Annotated in this window: 15 protein-coding genes; 6 read left to right on the top strand and 9 right to left on the bottom strand. The window is 69.3% G+C overall.

Translation table 11 applies throughout. The annotated features are described in order from the left end of the window. Window positions 1–158: 158 nt before the first annotated feature. Entirely contained in the window at window positions 159–404 is a 246-nt protein-coding gene (locus G3A44_RS04600) for a SlyX family protein (protein ID WP_163456340.1), read from the bottom strand. Between the two features lie 215 nt (window positions 405–619). On the opposite strand from G3A44_RS04600, the gene G3A44_RS04595 reads away from it, so the two are divergent. Continuing rightward, window positions 620–1,888, top strand: a complete 1,269-nt coding sequence (locus G3A44_RS04595; RefSeq protein WP_163456339.1) for a nitronate monooxygenase — start codon at window positions 620–622, stop codon at window positions 1,886–1,888. 169 nt (window positions 1,889–2,057) lie between these two features. Here G3A44_RS04595 and G3A44_RS04590 read toward each other — a convergent pair whose 3' ends face one another. Continuing rightward, complete coding sequence (locus G3A44_RS04590; RefSeq protein WP_163456338.1) at window positions 2,058–3,719, bottom strand: hypothetical protein; 1,662 nt, start codon at window positions 3,717–3,719, stop codon at window positions 2,058–2,060. Between the two features lie 270 nt (window positions 3,720–3,989). Between G3A44_RS04590 and G3A44_RS04585 the strand changes: the two genes are divergently transcribed. Then, window positions 3,990–6,035, top strand: a complete 2,046-nt coding sequence (locus G3A44_RS04585; protein WP_163456337.1) for an NADPH-dependent 2,4-dienoyl-CoA reductase — start codon at window positions 3,990–3,992, stop codon at window positions 6,033–6,035. Between the two features lie 207 nt (window positions 6,036–6,242). Here the strand turns inward: G3A44_RS04585 and G3A44_RS04580 are convergent, their stop codons facing one another. The 6 genes from G3A44_RS04580 to G3A44_RS04555 are packed head-to-tail and all read right to left on the bottom strand — an operon-like array spanning window position 6,243 to window position 13,466. Next, a complete protein-coding gene (locus tag G3A44_RS04580) occupies window positions 6,243–6,641 on the bottom strand; it encodes a RidA family protein (RefSeq protein WP_163456336.1) in 399 nt (132 codons plus the stop codon). Beyond that, entirely contained in the window at window positions 6,638–8,254 is a 1,617-nt protein-coding gene (locus G3A44_RS04575; RefSeq protein WP_163456335.1) for an AMP-binding protein, read from the bottom strand. Before G3A44_RS04575 ends, G3A44_RS04580 begins: the two co-directional genes overlap by 4 nt. Then, window positions 8,251–9,417 carry an acyl-CoA dehydrogenase family protein gene (locus tag G3A44_RS04570; protein ID WP_163456334.1) on the bottom strand — a complete coding sequence of 389 codons (1,167 nt, stop codon included), beginning with the start codon at window positions 9,415–9,417 and terminating at the stop codon, window positions 8,251–8,253. Before G3A44_RS04570 ends, G3A44_RS04575 begins: the two co-directional genes overlap by 4 nt. A 4-nt stretch (window positions 9,418–9,421) precedes the next feature. Then, window positions 9,422–10,288: an enoyl-CoA hydratase family protein gene (locus tag G3A44_RS04565; protein ID WP_163456333.1), complete on the bottom strand. Its 867-nt coding sequence runs from the start codon at window positions 10,286–10,288 to the stop codon at window positions 9,422–9,424. Window positions 10,289–10,308: 20 nt separating this feature from the next. After that, complete coding sequence (locus tag G3A44_RS04560) at window positions 10,309–11,085, bottom strand: SDR family NAD(P)-dependent oxidoreductase (RefSeq protein ID WP_163456332.1); 777 nt, start codon at window positions 11,083–11,085, stop codon at window positions 10,309–10,311. Further along, window positions 11,082–13,466: a bifunctional salicylyl-CoA 5-hydroxylase/oxidoreductase gene (locus tag G3A44_RS04555; RefSeq protein ID WP_163456331.1), complete on the bottom strand. Its 2,385-nt coding sequence runs from the start codon at window positions 13,464–13,466 to the stop codon at window positions 11,082–11,084. Before G3A44_RS04555 ends, G3A44_RS04560 begins: the two co-directional genes overlap by 4 nt. A 168-nt stretch (window positions 13,467–13,634) precedes the next feature. On the opposite strand from G3A44_RS04555, the gene G3A44_RS04550 reads away from it, so the two are divergent. The 4 genes from G3A44_RS04550 (at window position 13,635) to kynA (ending at window position 17,193) form a co-directional block, all read left to right on the top strand. Continuing rightward, the gene (locus G3A44_RS04550; protein ID WP_163456330.1) at window positions 13,635–14,177 is read left to right on the top strand and encodes a MarR family winged helix-turn-helix transcriptional regulator; all 543 of its coding nucleotides are present in this window, start codon (window positions 13,635–13,637) and stop codon (window positions 14,175–14,177) included. Between the two features lie 77 nt (window positions 14,178–14,254). Next, a complete protein-coding gene (kynB, locus tag G3A44_RS04545; RefSeq protein ID WP_163456329.1) occupies window positions 14,255–14,887 on the top strand; it encodes an arylformamidase in 633 nt (210 codons plus the stop codon). 19 nt (window positions 14,888–14,906) lie between these two features. Beyond that, window positions 14,907–16,217, top strand: a complete 1,311-nt coding sequence (kynU, locus tag G3A44_RS04540) for a kynureninase (RefSeq protein WP_163456328.1) — start codon at window positions 14,907–14,909, stop codon at window positions 16,215–16,217. A 91-nt stretch (window positions 16,218–16,308) separates the two neighbouring features. Then, on the top strand, window positions 16,309–17,193 hold the full coding sequence (kynA, locus tag G3A44_RS04535) for a tryptophan 2,3-dioxygenase (RefSeq protein WP_163456327.1): 885 nt from the start codon (window positions 16,309–16,311) through the stop codon (window positions 17,191–17,193). 107 nt (window positions 17,194–17,300) lie between these two features. Here the strand turns inward: kynA and G3A44_RS04530 are convergent. Continuing rightward, on the bottom strand, window positions 17,301–17,547 hold a 247-nt coding region (locus G3A44_RS04530), incomplete at its 5' end, for an integrase core domain-containing protein (protein WP_163456326.1).

The raw sequence follows: 17,547 nt of genomic DNA, 5'->3' as shown, positions 1-17,547 counted from the left end.
GCGCGGAAGTGGACTCGGACAAGGCGGGCAGGTCTTGGGGTGGGAAAACGGGCGCCCGCCGCACCGCGCACCAGGCGCGGCGTTGCAACAAGAAAGGCAGCCGGGATCGCGATTATCGGCGCCCGCCCAGCGGCCGGTGCCCGGGCCCCTTGCGCCGCTCAGTAGTGGGGCGGCAGTTCGTCGCGCAGGCTGCGCACCACAGTGCCACCCGCGGCTTGTTGGGCCTTGAGCGCCCGCAGCTCGTGGATCAGCACATCAATCTGGTTGGCCTGGCGGTAGACGGTCTGGTTGAGCGCGTCCACCTGATCTTCCAGGTAGCTGATCTTGATCTCCAGGCTGGTCAGCCGCTCGTCAGCGGGATCCTGCGTGGCGTCAAGGGCGTGGGGATGGTGGTGTGGGGACATGAAGAATGCAGGCGCGCCAAACCGGTCGGAACACCGGCAAACCTGATCTCGATCATGCCAGAGCCAGGGTTTGACCCCTTTGACGCAGGCCAGTCACGTAAAATCGAGGTTTTGCCCTGGCGCACCTGCGCCTTGCCGGGCCTCCGTCGGCCGAGATCGCCCGGAGCCTGGGCGCCCGACGGTCCGCCGCCAGGGAACTCCTGAGAAAGTGCCTGATGAAACGTGTCGATGACTTCCGCTTGCGCCTGGGCAAGCATGAGCTGGTGCCGATCATGATCGGTGGCATGGGCGTGGACATCTCCACCGCCGACCTGGCTCTGGAAGCGGCGCGACTGGGCGGCGTGGGTCACATCTCCGACGCGATGATCAACACGGTCACCGACCGCCGCTACAAGACCAAGCACGTCAAGGAAAAGCTGGCGCTCTACAAGCACAACACCGATTCCGAGGACAAGTCCAGCGTCAAGTTCGACCTGGGCCGCTTGGAAGAGGCCACCCGCCTGCATGTGGAAAACACCATGGCCCGCAAGAAGGGCCCCGGCATGGTGTTCATCAACTGCATGGAAAAGCTCACCATGAACGCGCCCAAGGAGACCCTCAAGGTCCGCCTGACGGCCGCGCTGGACGCCGGCATCGACGGCATCACCCTGGCCGCCGGCCTGCACCTGGGCTCCTTCGGCCTGATCGAGGACCACCCCCGTTTCCGCGACGCCAAGCTGGGCATCATCGTCTCGTCGGTGCGCGCGCTGCAGTTGTTCATCAAGAAGAACGCCCGCTCAGGCCGGCTGCCCGACTACGTGGTGGTCGAAGGCCCGCTGGCTGGTGGCCACCTCGGCTTTGGCATGGATTGGGCCCAGTACGACCTGGCCACCATCACCAACGAAGTGCTGCAATACCTGCGCGACGAGCAGCTGGACATTCCGGTGCTGCCGGCCGGCGGCATCTTCACCGGGGGCCAGGCCACCGCCTTCCTGGAGGCAGGCGCCTCCGGCGTGCAGGTGGCCACCCGCTTCACCGTGACCAAAGAGTGCGGCCTGCCTGACGAGATCAAGCAGGAGTACTTCAAGGCCGGCGAAGACGACATTGAAGTCAACCAGATCTCGCCCACCGGCTACCCGATGCGCATGATCAAGTCCTCGCCCGGCATTGGCGACGGCATCAAGCCCAATTGCGAGGCCTACGGCTATCTGCTGGACGCCAACTGCAAGTGCTCGTATGTCACCTCCTGGAACCGCGAAGTGGCGGCCCACCCGGGTGAAAAGCGCGTGCAGATCTGGGACAAGACTTGCCTGTGCACCCACATGCGCAACTTCGAGATCTGGACCTGTGGCCACCTGACCTACAAGCTCAAGGACACCACGCACCGCGACGCCAACGGCCAGTACCAGCTGCTGACCGCCGAGCACGTGTTCAAGGACTACCAGTTCAGCACCGGCCACCAAATTGCCCTGCCTGAACTGAGCCTGGCTGCCGAGCCGGCCTGACGACACAGCGCCGCTTCGGGCGGCCATCCTCCTCACCCACCCACAGGCCGCCGGCAGAAGCCGAGCGGCCTTTTTTTTGGCTGCCGGCTGAGACAAACAGCCCGATGGAGCCGACTGACCCGGGTTTTGGTCAGCCAACGCCAACGGGGCTCTTTAGGTCACGCCGCTGTCAGCGGGCCACGATTTGCTGCAGAGAACTGTTCTGGCCCGGTGTGAATCGCCAGGCCTCTTGCGCATCGCTGTCCAGTTGGAACATCGGGACAGTGCAGGCCACCGGCACCTGGGCAATCGCCTGGGTGCAACTGGTTTCGTTGTTGAAACTGGTACTTCGCGGCAGCGCACCCAACGATTGGGACACCAGCCCCGGCAAGCTCAGTTGCACCAGCGCTTGCGCGTTGCTGTCAAAGGCGATGAGGGCGGAGGGCTGCACCGCCGTGCTGCCGTGCGCAATGGTGGCCGGGAGCACCGGAAGCAAGAGGTTGCGGCTGCTGTCAAAGGTGACGGGGCTGGTCGGGGCTTGGGCGTCGCTCTGCACCGCCAGCAGGTGGCCACTGCTGTGGCTGGTCGTGTTGGTCCACGATTGCTTCAGCACGATCTGGTCGCCGCTGCCCCAGCCCAGGAACATGGTCGGGACACCGCCAACCACGCCGCAGGTGTCCACGGCCTCTTTGCGCAGGCTGACCGGACTGCCGCCGGCCCTGCCCAGTGATTGGAGCAGGCGAGTGTGGTTGACGCAGCCCAGCGGCAGGTCGGTGCGGGCGGGCGTGGTCAGCATGGCGGCCACCCGTTGCGTGGTCAAGACCAGCTTCTCCACGCCCAGGTCAGCGGTGTCGTCGCCCAGGGTGCCCAAGGCGGCAACCACTCCCGCACGGGCGCGTAGCAGCGACAGGCCGTCGCTGAAGTAGACCCCCTGCGCATCACCTGCAAAGGCAGAAGCGTCAGAAGAAGCAAAACTGTGCAGCACTGCGGTATCCAGGCTGAGCTGTTGGCCAGACCAACGCAGGCTGCGCAACTGGCCATTGAGTTTCAAGTAGCCCAGTCCGGGCTGGCTGGCGTCTTGCCCCAACCATTCCACCGAGGTGCTGACGCTGGCGGGCACCTCACCCAGGAGGGTCGGGGCAGCACTGCTGCCCACCGCCCGCCAGGCGACCCATTCACCGCCGCCATTGACCTTGACGGCCATCAGCAGGCCGGCGACCCCGCCGTCCGCATTCTTCACCGGCTGAATCAGTCGCTCGTTGACCAGGGCGATCGTCACGACGGCACCATTGGCGCCCACCTGCAGCAAGTGACTGGGCGTGCTGCCGCAGCTGCCGTCTTGGAGGGAGGCCAAGGTCAACAAAGCGCTGTTGCCGCTGCTGTCCAAACTGGTGGCCGCCAAGACGCGGCATGCACCGCCCGGGCCATTCAGCGCCATCGGACTCTGGTGTGTCTTTCCGCGCAGGTCCAGCCCTTGCACACCACTGGAGCCCATGAAGAACACCCATTGATCGGCCCCGCGTGTGAGCGTGTTGGCCGAAGCGTCATAGTGCTCTGCCGGAATACTGGCCAACGTGGTGTCGCTCACCGCGTAGGCATTGACGATGCCGTCGTCGTTTCGAACAAGCAGTTGATAGGCGACATTCGAGCTGCCCGCCAACGCGGCCTGCCTGACTCCCGAGCCCTCCACGCCGTCGCCCTCACTTTCACTGCCGCACCCCGACAGCAAGATCAAACTCAAACCGAGCACTGGCAAGACGTGACGCGAAGCGCCGTTGGCAAGAGGCATTTCAACTCCCGAAATTTGTGGGCTGGACGGTACATCAGCCGGTGGCTGGGGCGGTTTGATCACACCGCCCAAGACAGCGCCAACCTAGGGGTGGAAGTGCAACGGTGACCCCAAGCAGGAAGGCGGCTTGCGCCCTCCAAGATCCATGTCTCGCCGGCACCGCCAGCCATCCACAGACGGGTGAGCCCATGCCTTCGCTTTGGTACGACCTCTGCCGATCTACCCGAAACCCCTTGCCGTTGCATGGCACCTGTCACCCACCCGACAGGGCAGATGGCAGGCCCACCACCACAATCGGCGCCGTCCGCTTGAACCCGAGAAGGCTGCGCCACCATGACCACGCCCTACCCTCACCTGCTGGCCCCGCTCGACCTGGGATTCACCACGCTGAGGAACCGGGTGCTGATGGGCTCCATGCACACCGGGCTGGAGGAAGGCCGTGACCTGAGCCGCTTGGCGGCGTATTTCAGGGAGCGGGCCGAGGGTGAGGTCGGGCTGATCGTCACCGGCGGCTTTGCCCCGAACATCGAGGGCTGGGCCAAGCCCTTCGCCGGCACCCTGGCCACGCGCGGCGCGGCCCGTCGCCATCAGGTCGTGACCCAGGCCGTCCATGGCGCCGGCGGCAAGATTGCGCTGCAGATCCTGCACACTGGCCGATATGCCTATCAGCCCCTGGCGGTGGCCCCGTCCTCACTGAAATCGCCCATTTCCCCGTTCCGGCCGCGTGAGCTGTCCGAGCGCGGCATCGAGCGCCAGATCCGCGCCTTTGTGCGCTGCGCCGTGCTGGCCCGTGAAGCGGGATACGACGGCGTGGAAGTGATGGGCAGCGAAGGCTATTTCATCAACCAGTTCATCGCGGCGTGTACCAACCACCGCACCGATCGCTGGGGCGGTGCCTATGAAAACCGCATGCGGCTGCCGGTGGAGATCGTGCGTCGCATCCGAGAAGCCGTGGGGCCGGACTTCATCCTCATCTACCGCCTGTCGATGATCGACCTGGTGCCCGGTGGCTCCACCTGGGACGAGGTGGTGCAGCTGGCCAAGGCCATTGAGGCGGCAGGCGCCACGATCCTCAACACCGGCATTGGCTGGCATGAGGCGCGGGTGCCCACCATTGCCACCAGCGTGCCCCGCGGCGCCTTTGCCTGGCTCACCCGCAAGATGAAGGCCGAGGTGCGGATCCCGCTGATCACCAGCAACCGCATCAACACCCCCGAAGTGGCCGAACAGCTGCTGGCGGACGGCCATGCGGACATGGTGTCGATGGCCCGCCCGCTGCTGGCCGATGCCGCCTTTGTGCAGAAGGCCCGGCAAAACCGCGCCCTGGACATCAACACCTGCATCGCCTGCAACCAGGCTTGTCTGGACCATGTGTTCGACAACAAGCTCTCCAGCTGCTTGGTCAACCCCCGCGCCTGCCGGGAGACGGAGATCCGCCTCCTCGCCGCGCCAACCGCCAGGACCCTGGCGGTGGTGGGAGCCGGACCGGCAGGCCTGGCAGCCGCCACCACCCTGGCCGAACGAGGCCACCGCGTGCACCTGTTTGAAGCCGCCCCCGAGGTGGGCGGCCAGCTCAACCTGGCCAAGCAAGTCCCGGGCAAAGAAGAATTTCACGAGACGCTGCGCTATTGGCGCCGCCGCCTGGACGCCACCGGCGTGCAGGTGCACCTGAACACCCGGGCCGACGTGGCCACCCTGACCGCCTGCGGCGCCTCCGAGGTGGTGCTGGCCACCGGGGTGCAGCCACGCAACCCGCGCATTCCGGGCCAGGATCAGCACCCGGACAAGGTGCTGGGCTACATCGACGTGCTGCGCGGTGCTCCCGTCGGCCCGCGGGTGGCGGTGGTCGGCGCCGGCGGCATTGGCTTTGACGTGGCCGAGTTCCTGACGCAGCCGGCGGCCCACCCCAGCACCGCGCTGGACCTGCCCGCCTGGATGGCCGAATGGGGCGTGGTCGATCCGGCCGAAGCCCGCGGCGGACTGGCGCCCCAGCCCCCCGCCCCACCCGCCCCCGCACGGCAGGTCACCCTGCTGCAGCGCAAGGCACAGAAGATGGGCGCCAACCTGGGCAAGACCACCGGCTGGATCCACCGCAGCAGCCTGAAGATGCGCGGCGTGCGCATGGTCAGCGGTGTGAACTACGAAGAGATCGGCCCCCAAGGCCTGAAAATCAGCGAAGGCCCCGACCGCCGCAACCCGCAGTGGTTGCCCGTGGACCATGTGGTGCTCTGCGCCGGCCAGGAGCCGCTGCGCACGCTGCAAGCGCCGCTGCAGGCGGCCGGCTTGACGGTGCATGTGATCGGCGGCGCGCAGCAAGCGGGTGAACTCGACGCCAAGCGCGCCATCGAGCAAGGTGTTCGGCTCGGCGCGCGGCTTTGACGCGAGGCTGCCGATCCGCCCCCTTTGTCTTGGCTGGTTGGTGGGCCTAGGGCCCGCCACTGTTGCCCTTTGGTGGACGGATGCGTGGCTGGGCGCGGTCTTTATTGATTATTTGCGTATATCCATTTATTGACCTTAAAAAAGCGAGGCTCGCGCCTCGCCGTGCCGCGGATGTTGGTCCGCGGCGGCCACGTCGCGCAGGACGCCTCAAGGCAGCACGGCGGTGACCTCAATCTCCACCTTGGCCCGATCCTCAATCAGGCCGCTCACCTGCACTGCGGTCATGGCCACGCCAAACTCCCGGCCCAGCACCTCGCGGTAGGCGCGGCCAATGTCAGCGGCACGGGCCAGATAGTCGCGCTTGTCGATCAAGTACCAGGTCATGCGGCAGATGTGCTGGGGCGCGGCGCCGGCCTCGGCCAGCACGGCGCGCACGTTGAGCAGGGCCTGGCGTACCTGGTCCACCAGGTCGTCGCTCTCGAACTGGCTGGCGGCGTTCCAGCCGATCTGGCCGGCCACGAAGACGGTGCGGCCGGTGGCCGCCACGCCGTTGGCATAGCCCTTGGGTGCGGCCCAGTCCGCCGGTTGCAACACTTGTTTGGTCATTCGGATTCCTTCAGCTTGAAGCGTTGCAGCTTGCCGGTCTGGGTGCGGGGCAGCGTGGTGCGGAATTCCACCGCACGCGGGTATTTGTAGGGCGCCACGGTCTGCTTGACGTGGTCCTGCAGGGTGCGCACGGTGGCCTCGTCCTCGGGCACGCCGGGGCGCAGCACCACGAAGGCCTTGACGATCTGGCCGCGCTCCTCGTCGGGCACGCCGATCACCGCGCATTCGGCCACGGCGGGGTGGGACATCAGCGCGTCTTCCACCTCGGGGCTGGCGATGTTGTAGCCGGCCGAGATGATCATGTCGTCGGTGCGCGCCTGGTAGAAGAAGTAGCCGTCGGCGTCCATGCGGTAGGCGTCGCCGGTCACGTTCCAGCCGTTCTGCACGTACTGGGCCTGGCGCGGGTCGTCCAGGTAGCGGCAGCCGGTGGGGCCCTGCACCGCCAGCTTGCCCACGGTGCCGGGCGGGCAGTCTTGGCCCTGCTCGTCGATCACCTTGGCGCGGTAGCCGGGCACGGCGCGTCCGGTGGCGCCGGGGCGGCTGTGGGCCTCGTCGGCCGAGATGAAGATGTGCAGCAGCTCGGTCGAGCCGATGCCGTCAATCAGGGTGACGCCGGTGGCCTCCTGCCACAGCGCGCGGGTGGCGGCGGGCAGCGCCTCGCCGGCCGACACGCACTGGCGCAGCGGCGTGGCCCGCAGGCGCTCGCCGTGGGCCGCCAGGGCGCGGTACGAGGTGGGCGCGGTGAACAGGGTGGTGGCGCCAAAGGCTTCGATGCCCTCTAGCAACTGCGGCGGGCCGGCCTTTTCCAGCAGCACGGTGCTGGCGCCCACGCTCATCGGGAACAGCAGCAGGCCGCCCAGGCCGAAGGTGAAGGCCAGGGGCGGGCTGCCAATAAACACGTCGTCGGGGCGCGGGCGCAGGATGTGGCGCGGGAAGGCGGCGCAGGCGGCCATCACGTCGCGGTGGAAGTGCATGGTGGCCTTGGGCACGCCGGTGGTGCCCGAGGTGAAGGCGAACAGGCAGCAATCGTCGGCGGCGGTGTCCACGGCGTCGAAGCGGCCGCTCTGGCGGGCCATGGCGGCCTCCAAGCCGTCGGGCTCGGCGCCGTTGAAGTGGCGCACCTCGCGCAGCACCGACACCTCGGGCCGCGCCAAGGCCAGCTCCTCGGCAAGTTGGGCGTCGCACAGGGCGTGCGTCACCTGGCCCTTGTCGATGATGGGCTTGAGCTCCTTGGCGCGCAGCAGCGGCATGGTGGCCACGGCGATGCCGCCGGCCTTGACCACGCCGAACCAGCAGGCAGCCATCATCGGGTTGTTGGGCGCGCGCAGCAGCACGCGGTTGCCGGGCACCAGGCCCATCTCGCGCACCAGCACCTCGGCCACGCGGTTGGCGCGGTCCTGCAGGTCGGCATAGGTCCAGACCACACCGCCGGGGGCGCGGATGACCACGCGGTCTCCCCTCCCCTCCGCCACGTGGCGGTCCAGCAGCTCGGCGGCAGCGTTCAGGCGCTCGGGGAACTGCAGCTCGGGGCGCTCGAACAGGAACTGGGGCTGGGCCTCGGGCGCGGGCAGGTGGTCGCGGGCAAAGGTGTCGATCAAGCCACTGCGGATCATGTGCCAACCCCCTTCAGCAGTTCGCGGGCGATGATGAGTTGCTGCACCTCGGTCGCCCCTTCGTAGATGCGCAGCGCGCGGATCTCGCGGTACAGGCGCTCGACCGGCACTTCGCTGACCACGCCCAGGCCGCCCCACAGCTGCACCGCGGCATCGATCACCTGCTGGGCGCCCTCGGTGGCCACCATCTTGGCCATCGCGGCCTCGCGGGTGACGGGGCGGCCCTGGTCGCGCTGCCAGGCGGCGCGGTAGGTCAGCAGCGCGGCCGAGTCGATGGTGGTGGCCATCTGGGCCAGCTTGGCCTGGGTGAGCTGGAAGTCGGCCAGCACGCCGCCGAACATCTTGCGGGTGGTGGCGCGGTGCAGGCCCTCGTCCAGCGCGCGGCGGGCAAAGCCCAGCGCGGCGGCGGCCACCGAGGTGCGGAACACGTCCAGCGTGCGCATCGCCACCTTGAAGCCCTCGCCCGGGGCGCCGATGCGGGCGCTGGCCGGCACCCGGCAGTTGGTGAAGCGCAGCCGGGCCAGCGGGTGCGGGGCGATCACGTCGATGCGCTCGGCGATCTCGAAGCCGGGCGTGCCGGCCGGCACGATGAAGGCGCTGATGCCGCGCGACCCCGGCGCCTCGCCCGTGCGGGCAAAGACGACGTAGACATCGGCGATGCCGCCGTTGCTGATCCAGGTCTTCTCGCCGTCGATGATGTAGTGCTCGCCCTCGGCGCGCGCGGCACAGGCCATGGCGGCGACATCCGAGCCGGCCTCGGGCTCGGACAGCGCGAAGGCGCTGATCGCCTCGCCGGCGGCCACCTTGGGCAGCCAGGCGGCGCGCTGCTCGGGCGTGCCGGCCAGGCTGATCGCGCCCGAGCCCAGGCCCTGCATCGCGAAGGCGAAGTCGGCCAGGCCGCTGTGGCGGGCCAGGGTCTCGCGCACCAGGCAGATGCTGCGGGTGTCGATCACGTCGGCCGCGCCGCCGTGGGCGGTGCCGCCCACCGCGTGCCGCAGCCAGCCGGCGGCGCCCAGGGACTTGACCAGGGCGCGGCACTCGGCGTCCACATCGGGGCCGTGCTCGTGGGGCACGTGGGCGGTGGCCCAGGCGTCCAGCTCACGGGCCAGCGCGCGGTGGCGGTCTTCCAGGAATGGCCAGTCGAGGTAGGCGGTGTCGCTCATCGGGTCAGTTCCCTTCGAAGACGGGCTTCTGCTTGGCGGCGAAGGCCTCGTAGGCGCGGCGGAAGTCCTGGGTCAGCATGCACAGGGCCTGGGCCTGGGCCTCGGCTTCGATGGCCTGGTCCACGGTCATCGCCCACTCCTGGTGGAGCATGGTCTTGGTGATGCCGTTGGCGAAGGTGGGGCCCTCGCACAGGCTGGCGGCCAGGGCCCGGGCCTCGTCCAGCAGGGCTTCGGGGGCGACCAGGCGGTTGAGCCAGCCCCAGCGCTCGCCCTCTTCGCCGCCCAGAGAGCGGCCGGTGTAGAGCAGCTCGCTGGCGCGGCCCTGGCCGATGAGCCGCGGCAGGATGGCGCAGGCGCCCATGTCGCAGCCGGCCAGGCCGACCCGGTTGAACAGGAAGGCGGTCTTGCTGCGCGCGGTGCCCAGGCGCAGGTCCGAGGCCATGGCCAGGATGGCGCCGGCGCCGGCGCACACGCCGTCCAGCGCGGCCACGATGGGCTGCGGGCAGGCGCGCATCGCGGCCACCAGGTCGCCGGTCATGCGGGTGAACATCAGCAGCTCGGGCGCGGGCAGGCGCACCAGCGGGCCGATGATCTCGTGCACGTCGCCGCCGGAGCAGAAGTTGTCGCCCGCGCCGACCAGCACCACCGCGTGGACATCGTGGGCGTGCTTCATGGCGCGAAACAGGTCGCGCAGCTCGGCGTAGCTCTCGAAGGTCAGCGGGTTCTTGCGCTCGGGGCGGTTGAGGGTGATGGTGGCGACCGCGCCGGCCACTTCAAAGCGGAAGTGGGTGGCCTGGTAGCCGGCCAGGGGGCGGCGGTTGCCGGCCAGCAGACCGGGGTCGATGTCGGGGGAGGAAGGGGTGTGGCTCATGGGGATCCTCAAGGGGGGGCTCACATGACTTCGCCGCCGGAGACGGACAGGCACTGGCCGGTGATGGCCGCGGCGCCCTCGCCCATCAGCCAGGCCACCGTGTCGGCGACCTGGGCGGGCTGGACGATGCGGCGCTGCGGGTTGCTGGCCGCGAACTCGGCCAGGGCCTGCTCGGGCGTGCGGCCGGTCTTGGCGACCACGTTGGCCACGCTCTCGCGCAGGATGTCGGTGTCGGTGTAGCCGGGGCAGACCGCGTTGACGGTGACGCCGCTGCTGGCCAGCTCCAGCGCCAGCGAGCGGGTCAGGCCCACCACGCCGTGCTTGGCCGCGCTGTAGGCCGCCACGTAGGCGTAGCCGCGCTGGCCGGCGGTGCTGGCGATGTTGACGATGCGGCCCAGGCCGGCGGCGGCGCGCAGGTCGGGCAGCGCCTCGCGGCAGCACAGGAAGGTGCCGGTCAGGTTGACCGCCAGCATCTGCTGCCACAGCGCGCTGGAGGTGCGGTGCAGCGGCGCGCTCTCGGCCTGGCCGGCGTTGTTGACCAGGCCGTGCAACAGGCCCTGGCGCTCGCGGGCCTGGGCGAAGGCGGTCTGCACCTGGGCCTCGTCGGCCACATCGGCCATCACCCAGTGGTGGCCGCTGCCGGGCAAGGCCTGGCACAGCGCGGCCAGCGCGTCGGGGCGGCGGCCCAGCAGGGTCAGGCGGGCGCCGTCGGCGGCCAGGCGCTGGGCGATGGCGGCCCCGATGCCGCGCGCCGCGCCGGTGACCAGCACGTGGCGGTCGCTCAGCGGGCCGCTCACTTGGCGCCCCCCGCCGCCTGGGCCGCCTGCTGGGCGGCGCGCTGGGCCAGCGACTCCATCTGCGACTTGCCCGACACCAGCTGGCGCGGCCAGCGGATCGGGGTGTGGCCGATGCGGGCGGCCTCGGCCAGGGTCCAGGCCGGGTTGGCCAGGTGCGGGCGGCCCACCGCGCACAGGTCGGCGCGGCCGGCGGCGATGATGGCGTTGACGTGGTCGGCCTCGCTGATCGCGCCCACCGCCATGGTGGCGATGCCGGCCTCCTGCCGCACCCGGTCGGCAAACGGGGTCTGGTACATGCGGCCGTAGGTGGGCTTTTGATCGGGCGAGACCTGGCCCGAGGACACGTCCACCAGGTCCACGCCCACCGCCTTGAAGGCCTTCGCCATGGCCACCGCCTCGGCCGGGGTGTTGCCGCCGGCCACCCAGTCGTGGGCCGAGATGCGCACCGACATCGGCCGGTCGGCCGGCCAGGCGGCGCGCACCGCGGCGGCCACCTCCAGCGGGTAGCGCAGGCGGTTCTCCAGCGGGCCGCCGTGCTCGTCCTGGCGGTGGTTGGTCAGCGGCGACAGGAAGCTCGACAGCAGGTAGCCGTGGGCGCAGTGCAGCTCCAGCCAGTCGAAGCCGGCCTGGGCCGCCCGGCCGGCGGCGGCGACGAAGTCGGTCTTGACCCGGTCCATGTCGGCGCGGGTCATGGCGCGGGGCACCTGGCCGTCGGGCAGGTAGGGCTGGGCGCTGGCGGCCAACAGGCCCCAGTTGCGCAGACCGTCACCCTGCCCTTCCCCTTCCGGCAAGGCCTGGTCCATGCCGCCGCCCTGCCAGGGCGCGCAGGTGGAGCCCTTGGGGCCGGCATGGCCGATCTGCACGCCGATGGCGGCGTCGCTGTGGGCGTGCACCCAGTCGACGATGCGGGCCCAGGCGGCGCCCTGCTCATCGGTCCACAGGCCGGGGCAGCCGGGTGTGATGCGGGCCTCGGGGCTGGTGCAGGTCATCTCGGCCATCACCAGGGCGGCGCCGCCCAGGGCGCGGGCACCCAGATGGACCAGGTGGTAGTCGCCCACCACGCCGTCCACCGCGCTGTACTGGGCCATGGGCGAGACCACCACGCGGTTCTTCAGCGTCAGCCCGCGCAGGCGGTAGGGGGTGAACATGGGCGGGGTGGGCTTGGCCGTGGCGGCGGGCGCCGCCACGCCGGCCTGCTCCAGGGCGCGCTGCGCGAACCAGCGCTCGTAGCCCTCCAGCCAGCCGGCGTCGCGCAGGCGCAGGTTCTCGTGGCTGATGCGCTGGCTGCGGGTCAGCATGGAGTACATGAACTGCTCGGGCTCGAGCTGGTCGCAGTAGCGCTGGCCGCAGACCTCGAACCACTCCATCGCGTTCCAGGCGGCGTTCTGGATGCGCAGGGTCTCGACGCTGCGCTCGGCCTGGTAGCTGGAGAGCACCGCGCCGATCTGCTCGGGCCGGTCGCCCAGGCGCTTGAACTGGCGCACCAGCTCGATCGCGTCCTCCAGCGCCAGCTTGGTGCCCGAGCCGATCGCGAAGTGCGCGGTGTGCACCGCGTCGCCCATCAGCACCACATGGCTGCCATGCTGGTTCTTCAGCCACCACTGGCCGCAGACCACGCGCTGGAAGTTCAGCCAGGCCGAGCCGCGCAGGTGGCGCGCGTTGCTCATCAGCGCGTGGCCCTGCAGGTTGTCGGCGAACAGGCGCTCGCAAAAGGCGATCGAGTCGGCCGGATCGGCCCGGTCCAGGCCGTGCGCCAGCCAGACGTGCTCGGGGCACTCGACGATGAAGGTGCTGGTGGTCTCGTCGAACTTGTAGATGTGCGCCTGGAACCAGCCGTGCTCGGTGCGCTGGAAATCAAAGGTGAAGGCGTCGTACAGGCGCTGGGTGCCCAGCCAGATGTAGCGGTTGGGGCGGGTGACGATGTCGGGCTTGAAGACCTCGGCGTAGCGGCTGCGCACGCGGGAGTTGATCCCGTCGCTGGCGATGACCAGGTCGGCGTCGGGGTAGTCCAGATCGGAGTCGGCCTCGGTCTCGAAGACCAGCTTCACGCCCAGGGCCTCGCAGCGGGCCTGCAGGATGTTGAGCAGCTTCTTGCGGCCGATGCCCACGAAGCCGTGGCCGCCCGAGCGGATGGTGCGGCCCTTGAACAGCAGCTCGATGTCGTCCCAGTGGTTGAAGGCCTGCTGGATCTGGTCGGCGGTCACGCCGTCCCACTGGCGCATGTGGTCCATGGTGGCGTCCGAGAACACCACGCCCCAGCCGAAGGTGTCGTAGGGGCGGTTGCGCTCGACCACGGTGATGTCGTGGGCCGGGTCCAGCTGCTTCATCAACAGCGCGAAGTACAGGCCGGCGGGGCCGCCACCGATGCAGACGATCTTCATCGCGGGTGCTCTTTCCTCGCCCGGGACCGCCGGGCCTTCGGGTTTTAGTTTAGGACTAAAGCTTTATAACTGAAGTAAATTGAAACCCTGAGCCCGCTCCCGCCTCTCATCGCCGGCTCTCACCCCCTGCTCTCACCCCATCTGCGCCGGGCCCGGCCCGTGTCTGCCATGAGCGAAAACGCCCCTCCCGCTGAACCCGCCCCGTCTGACCCGCAAGTGCCGCCGGCCCACCACCTGGGCCTGGAAACCCGCTCCGCCGAAGACGACCACCTGGCCGTGCGCACCTGGCTACGCTTGCTCTCGCTCACCACGCAGATTGAGCAGGAGATCCGCACCCGGCTGCGCGAGCGCTTTGGCACCTCGTTGGCGCGCTTTGACTACCTGGCCCAGCTGGAGCGCCACCCCGAGGGTCTGCGCATGAGCGCCCTCTCCCGCTGCCTGATGGTGACAGGCGGCAACGTCACCGGCCTGACCACCCAGCTGGAGGCTGAAGGGCTGGTGGAGCGCCAGCCCGACCCCGACGACGGCCGCTCTTGGCGCGTGCGCCTGAGCGACGCCGGCCGCGCCCACTTCGCCACCATGGCAGCAGAGCACGAAGGCTGGCTGCAAGCCCTGTTTGCCGGCCTGCCCCATGCCGAGCAGCAGCAGCTCTATGACCTGCTGGGCGTGGCCCGTGCCCGGCTGGGCCAAAGCGCGCCGCCCGAACGCTGAGACGGCCCGGGATTTCCACCCCCCGTTGGAAATAACCGACACCACGCCTCGCCCAACGCCCTTACCTTGCCGCCCCCATGAAACAGCCGCCCACCCTGTACGACATCTCACCCCTGGTGAGTGCCGACGCGCCGATCTTTCCCGGCGACGAGCCCTACGCCCTGCGCTGGACGGCCCGGCTCGCGCCCGGCTGCCCGGTCAACCTCAGCGCCATGACGATGTCGCCCCACGTGGGCGCCCACGCCGACGCCCCCCTGCACTACGCCAACGACGCCCCCGCCATTGACGCGGTCGACCTGCACGCCTACCTGGGCCCTTGCCGCGTGATCCACGCCATCGGCTGCGGCCCGCTCATCACCATCGAGCACCTGCGCCACGCCGCCGCCGGCCTGCCGCCCCGCGTGCTGGTGCGCACCTGCGCGCAGGCCGACACGGTGTGGAACCCCGCCTTCAGCGCCTACGCGCCTGAGACCCTGACCTGGCTGGCCGACCAAGGCGTGCGCCTGGTGGGCATTGACACCCCCAGCGTGGACCCCGGCGACAGCAAAACCCTGGACGCCCACCAGGTGCTGCGCCAGCGCGACCTGCGTGTGCTGGAAAACCTGGTGCTCGACGCCGTGCCCGCCGGCGACTACGAGCTGATTGCCCTGCCCCTGAAGCTGGCCGGCGCCTGCGCCTCGCCGGTGCGTGCCGTCCTCCGTTCCCTTTGACCCCGTGGAGCCCCCATCCATGACCGCCCCCCAAAACCTGACCCGCGCCGCCTGCGCCGCCCGTGACGCCGCCGACCCCCTGGCCCCGCTGCGCGAGCAGTTCGACCTGCCCGCCGGCGTGAACTACCTCGACGGCAACTCGCTGGGCGTGCTGCCCCGCGCCACCGCCGCCCGCGTGCAAGACGTGGTGACACAGGAATGGGGCCAAGGCCTGATCCGCAGCTGGAACAGCGCCGGCTGGATCGACCTGCCGCGCCGCGTGGGCGACAAGATCGGCCGCCTGGTGGGCGCCGCCCCGGGCGAGCTGGTGGTGGCCGACTCCACCTCGGTCAACCTGTTCAAGGTGCTGAGTGCCGCCGCCCGCATCGCCCAGGCCAACGACCCGGCGCGCCGGGTCATCGTGTCTGAGCGCAGCAACTTCCCCACCGACCTCTACATCGCTGAATCGGTGGCCGCCCAGCACGGCATGGTGCTGGAGCTGCACGAGATCGACGCCATCCCGGCCCGCCTGGCCCAGGCCGCTGACGTGGCCGTGCTGATGCTCACCCAGGTGAACTACCGCAGCGGCCGCATGGCCGACATGGCCACCGTGACCGCCCAGGCCCACGCCGCCGGCGCGCTGATGCTGTGGGACCTGGCCCACTCCGCCGGCGCCGTGCCGGTGGACCTGAACGGCGCCAACGCTGACTTTGCCGTGGGCTGCGGCTACAAGTACCTGAACGGCGGCCCCGGCGCCCCGGCCTTCTGCTGGGCCCACCCGCGCCATGCGGACCGCTTCTGGCAGCCCCTCTCAGGCTGGATGGGCCACGCCGCGCCCTTCGTCTTCGAGCCCGGCTACCGCCCGGCCCCTGGCATGCAGCGCTACCTGTGTGGCACGCCGCAGGTCATCGGCATGTCCGCGCTGGAATGCGGGGTGAACACCGTGTTGGCCGCCGAACCCCTGGGCGGCATGGCCGCGCTGCGCGCCAAGTCGGTGGCCCTGTCTGAGCTGTTCATCGCCCTGGTGCGCCAAGAACTGGCCCACAGCGGCCTGAGCATCCACACCCCGCTGGACCCCGCGCAGCGTGGCAGCCAGGTGTCGCTGGGTGTGCCGGCCGATGGCTCGGTCGACGGCTACGCGGTGATGCAGGCCCTGATCGCCCGCGGCGTGATTGGCGACTACCGCGCCGGCGACGGCACCGCCGCCGAGCCCCACCTGCTGCGCTTTGGCTTCACCCCGCTCTACACCCGCTTTGTGGACGTGTTCGACGCCATCCAAACCCTGGCCGACGTGCTGGCCAGTGGCGAATGGCGCGAGGCCCGCTTCATGGCCAAAGCCGCTGTGACCTAAAGAGACTGAGCCCATGTCCGGCGCCGCAACCCCTGCGGCGCCTCGCCCCCACACAACAACACAACCCTGAGCCCGAAACAGGAGACGCGCCATGTCCTGCCCCTACCACCCAGCCGAAGAAGCCGGCACCCCCACCGCCGCCCGTGGCGAATCCATCGTCCGCACCGAAGGCGCGCAGCTCGACTTCTCACGCGACATGAGCTACGGCGACTACCTGCAGCTCGACCAGATCCTCACCGCGCAAAAGCCGCTCTCGCCCGACCACAACGAGATGCTCTTCATCGTGCAGCACCAAACCTCGGAGCTGTGGATGAAGCTCATGCTGCACGAGCTGACCGCCGCCGTGGGCGCCATCGGGCGCGACGAGCTGCAACCCGCCTTCAAGATGCTGGCCCGGGTGTCCAAAATCATGGAACAGCTGGTGCACGCCTGGGACGTGCTGGCCACCATGACCCCGCCCGAGTACTCCGCCATCCGCCCCTACCTGGGCCACTCCAGCGGTTTTCAAAGCTGGCAATACCGCTGCATTGAGTTCAGCCTGGGCAACAAAAACGCCGCCATGCTGCAACCCCACGCCCACCGCCCCGACCTGCTGGCCCCGGTAGAGGCCGCGTGGCGCGCCCCCAGCCTGTACGACGAAGCCCTGCGCCTGCTGGCCCGCCGTGGCATCCCCGTGCCCGCCACCCACACCCAACGCGACTGGACACAACCCTACGCCGCCGACGACGCCGTGCAGCAAGCCTGGCTCACCGTCTACCGCGCCCCCCAAGCCCACTGGGACCTCTACCAACTCGGCGAAGAACTCACCGACCTGGAAGACGCCTTCCGCCTCTGGCGCTTCCGCCACCTCACCACCGTCGAGCGCGTCATCGGCTTCAAACGCGGCACCGGCGGCACCGGCGGCATCAGCTACCTGCGCAAGATGCTCGACACCGTGCTGTTCCCGGAGCTGTGGAGGTTGAGGACGGAGTTGTGAGGGGGAGTAGGTTGACAGCGGGCGGGGGCAGCTGAGAATGTCTACAAGGTGCAATTTCGGCGGTGCAAATACTGCCTTCATCCGCCCCCCATAAGTGGAATTTATGTCTACTTGTCAGGTCCCGGATGATTCCTGATCATTTTGAGGAACAAGTGCGGGTGTGAGATCCGCCATCGTTTGAGCGCCTGCACGGGCGTCTCATGCCCAAGCGCCTTCTGTGGCAGGTACTGGTTGTAGAGCCACACATAGCGGTGCAGGGTCTTCTCCAGATCCTCCGCGCTGTTGAAGTGGTGCGTGCGCAGCACCTGCTCCAAGCGGCCATTGAACCGCTCGACCATGCCATTGGTCTGTGGC

Origin of the sequence: Ideonella livida (assembly GCF_010499455.1) — a bacterium.
GTDB lineage: Bacteria > Pseudomonadota > Gammaproteobacteria > Burkholderiales > Burkholderiaceae_C > Ideonella > Ideonella livida.
This window is presented reverse-complemented; position numbering and strand designations above follow the sequence as displayed.

Coding starts and splice junctions, on each gene's coding strand:
- kynB (WP_163456329.1), top strand. CDS start 14,255: ATGAAACAGCCGCCCACCCTGTACGACATCTCACCCCTGGTGAGTGCC.
- G3A44_RS04565 (WP_163456333.1), bottom strand. CDS start 10,288: ATGAGCCACACCCCTTCCTCCCCCGACATCGACCCCGGTCTGCTGGCC.
- G3A44_RS04585 (WP_163456337.1), top strand. CDS start 3,990: ATGACCACGCCCTACCCTCACCTGCTGGCCCCGCTCGACCTGGGATTC.
- G3A44_RS04580 (WP_163456336.1), bottom strand. CDS start 6,641: ATGACCAAACAAGTGTTGCAACCGGCGGACTGGGCCGCACCCAAGGGC.
- G3A44_RS04555 (WP_163456331.1), bottom strand. CDS start 13,466: ATGAAGATCGTCTGCATCGGTGGCGGCCCCGCCGGCCTGTACTTCGCG.
- G3A44_RS04550 (WP_163456330.1), top strand. CDS start 13,635: ATGAGCGAAAACGCCCCTCCCGCTGAACCCGCCCCGTCTGACCCGCAA.
- G3A44_RS04575 (WP_163456335.1), bottom strand. CDS start 8,254: ATGATCCGCAGTGGCTTGATCGACACCTTTGCCCGCGACCACCTGCCC.
- G3A44_RS04600 (WP_163456340.1), bottom strand. CDS start 404: ATGTCCCCACACCACCATCCCCACGCCCTTGACGCCACGCAGGATCCC.
- G3A44_RS04570 (WP_163456334.1), bottom strand. CDS start 9,417: ATGAGCGACACCGCCTACCTCGACTGGCCATTCCTGGAAGACCGCCAC.
- kynU (WP_163456328.1), top strand. CDS start 14,907: ATGACCGCCCCCCAAAACCTGACCCGCGCCGCCTGCGCCGCCCGTGAC.
- G3A44_RS04595 (WP_163456339.1), top strand. CDS start 620: ATGAAACGTGTCGATGACTTCCGCTTGCGCCTGGGCAAGCATGAGCTG.
- kynA (WP_163456327.1), top strand. CDS start 16,309: ATGTCCTGCCCCTACCACCCAGCCGAAGAAGCCGGCACCCCCACCGCC.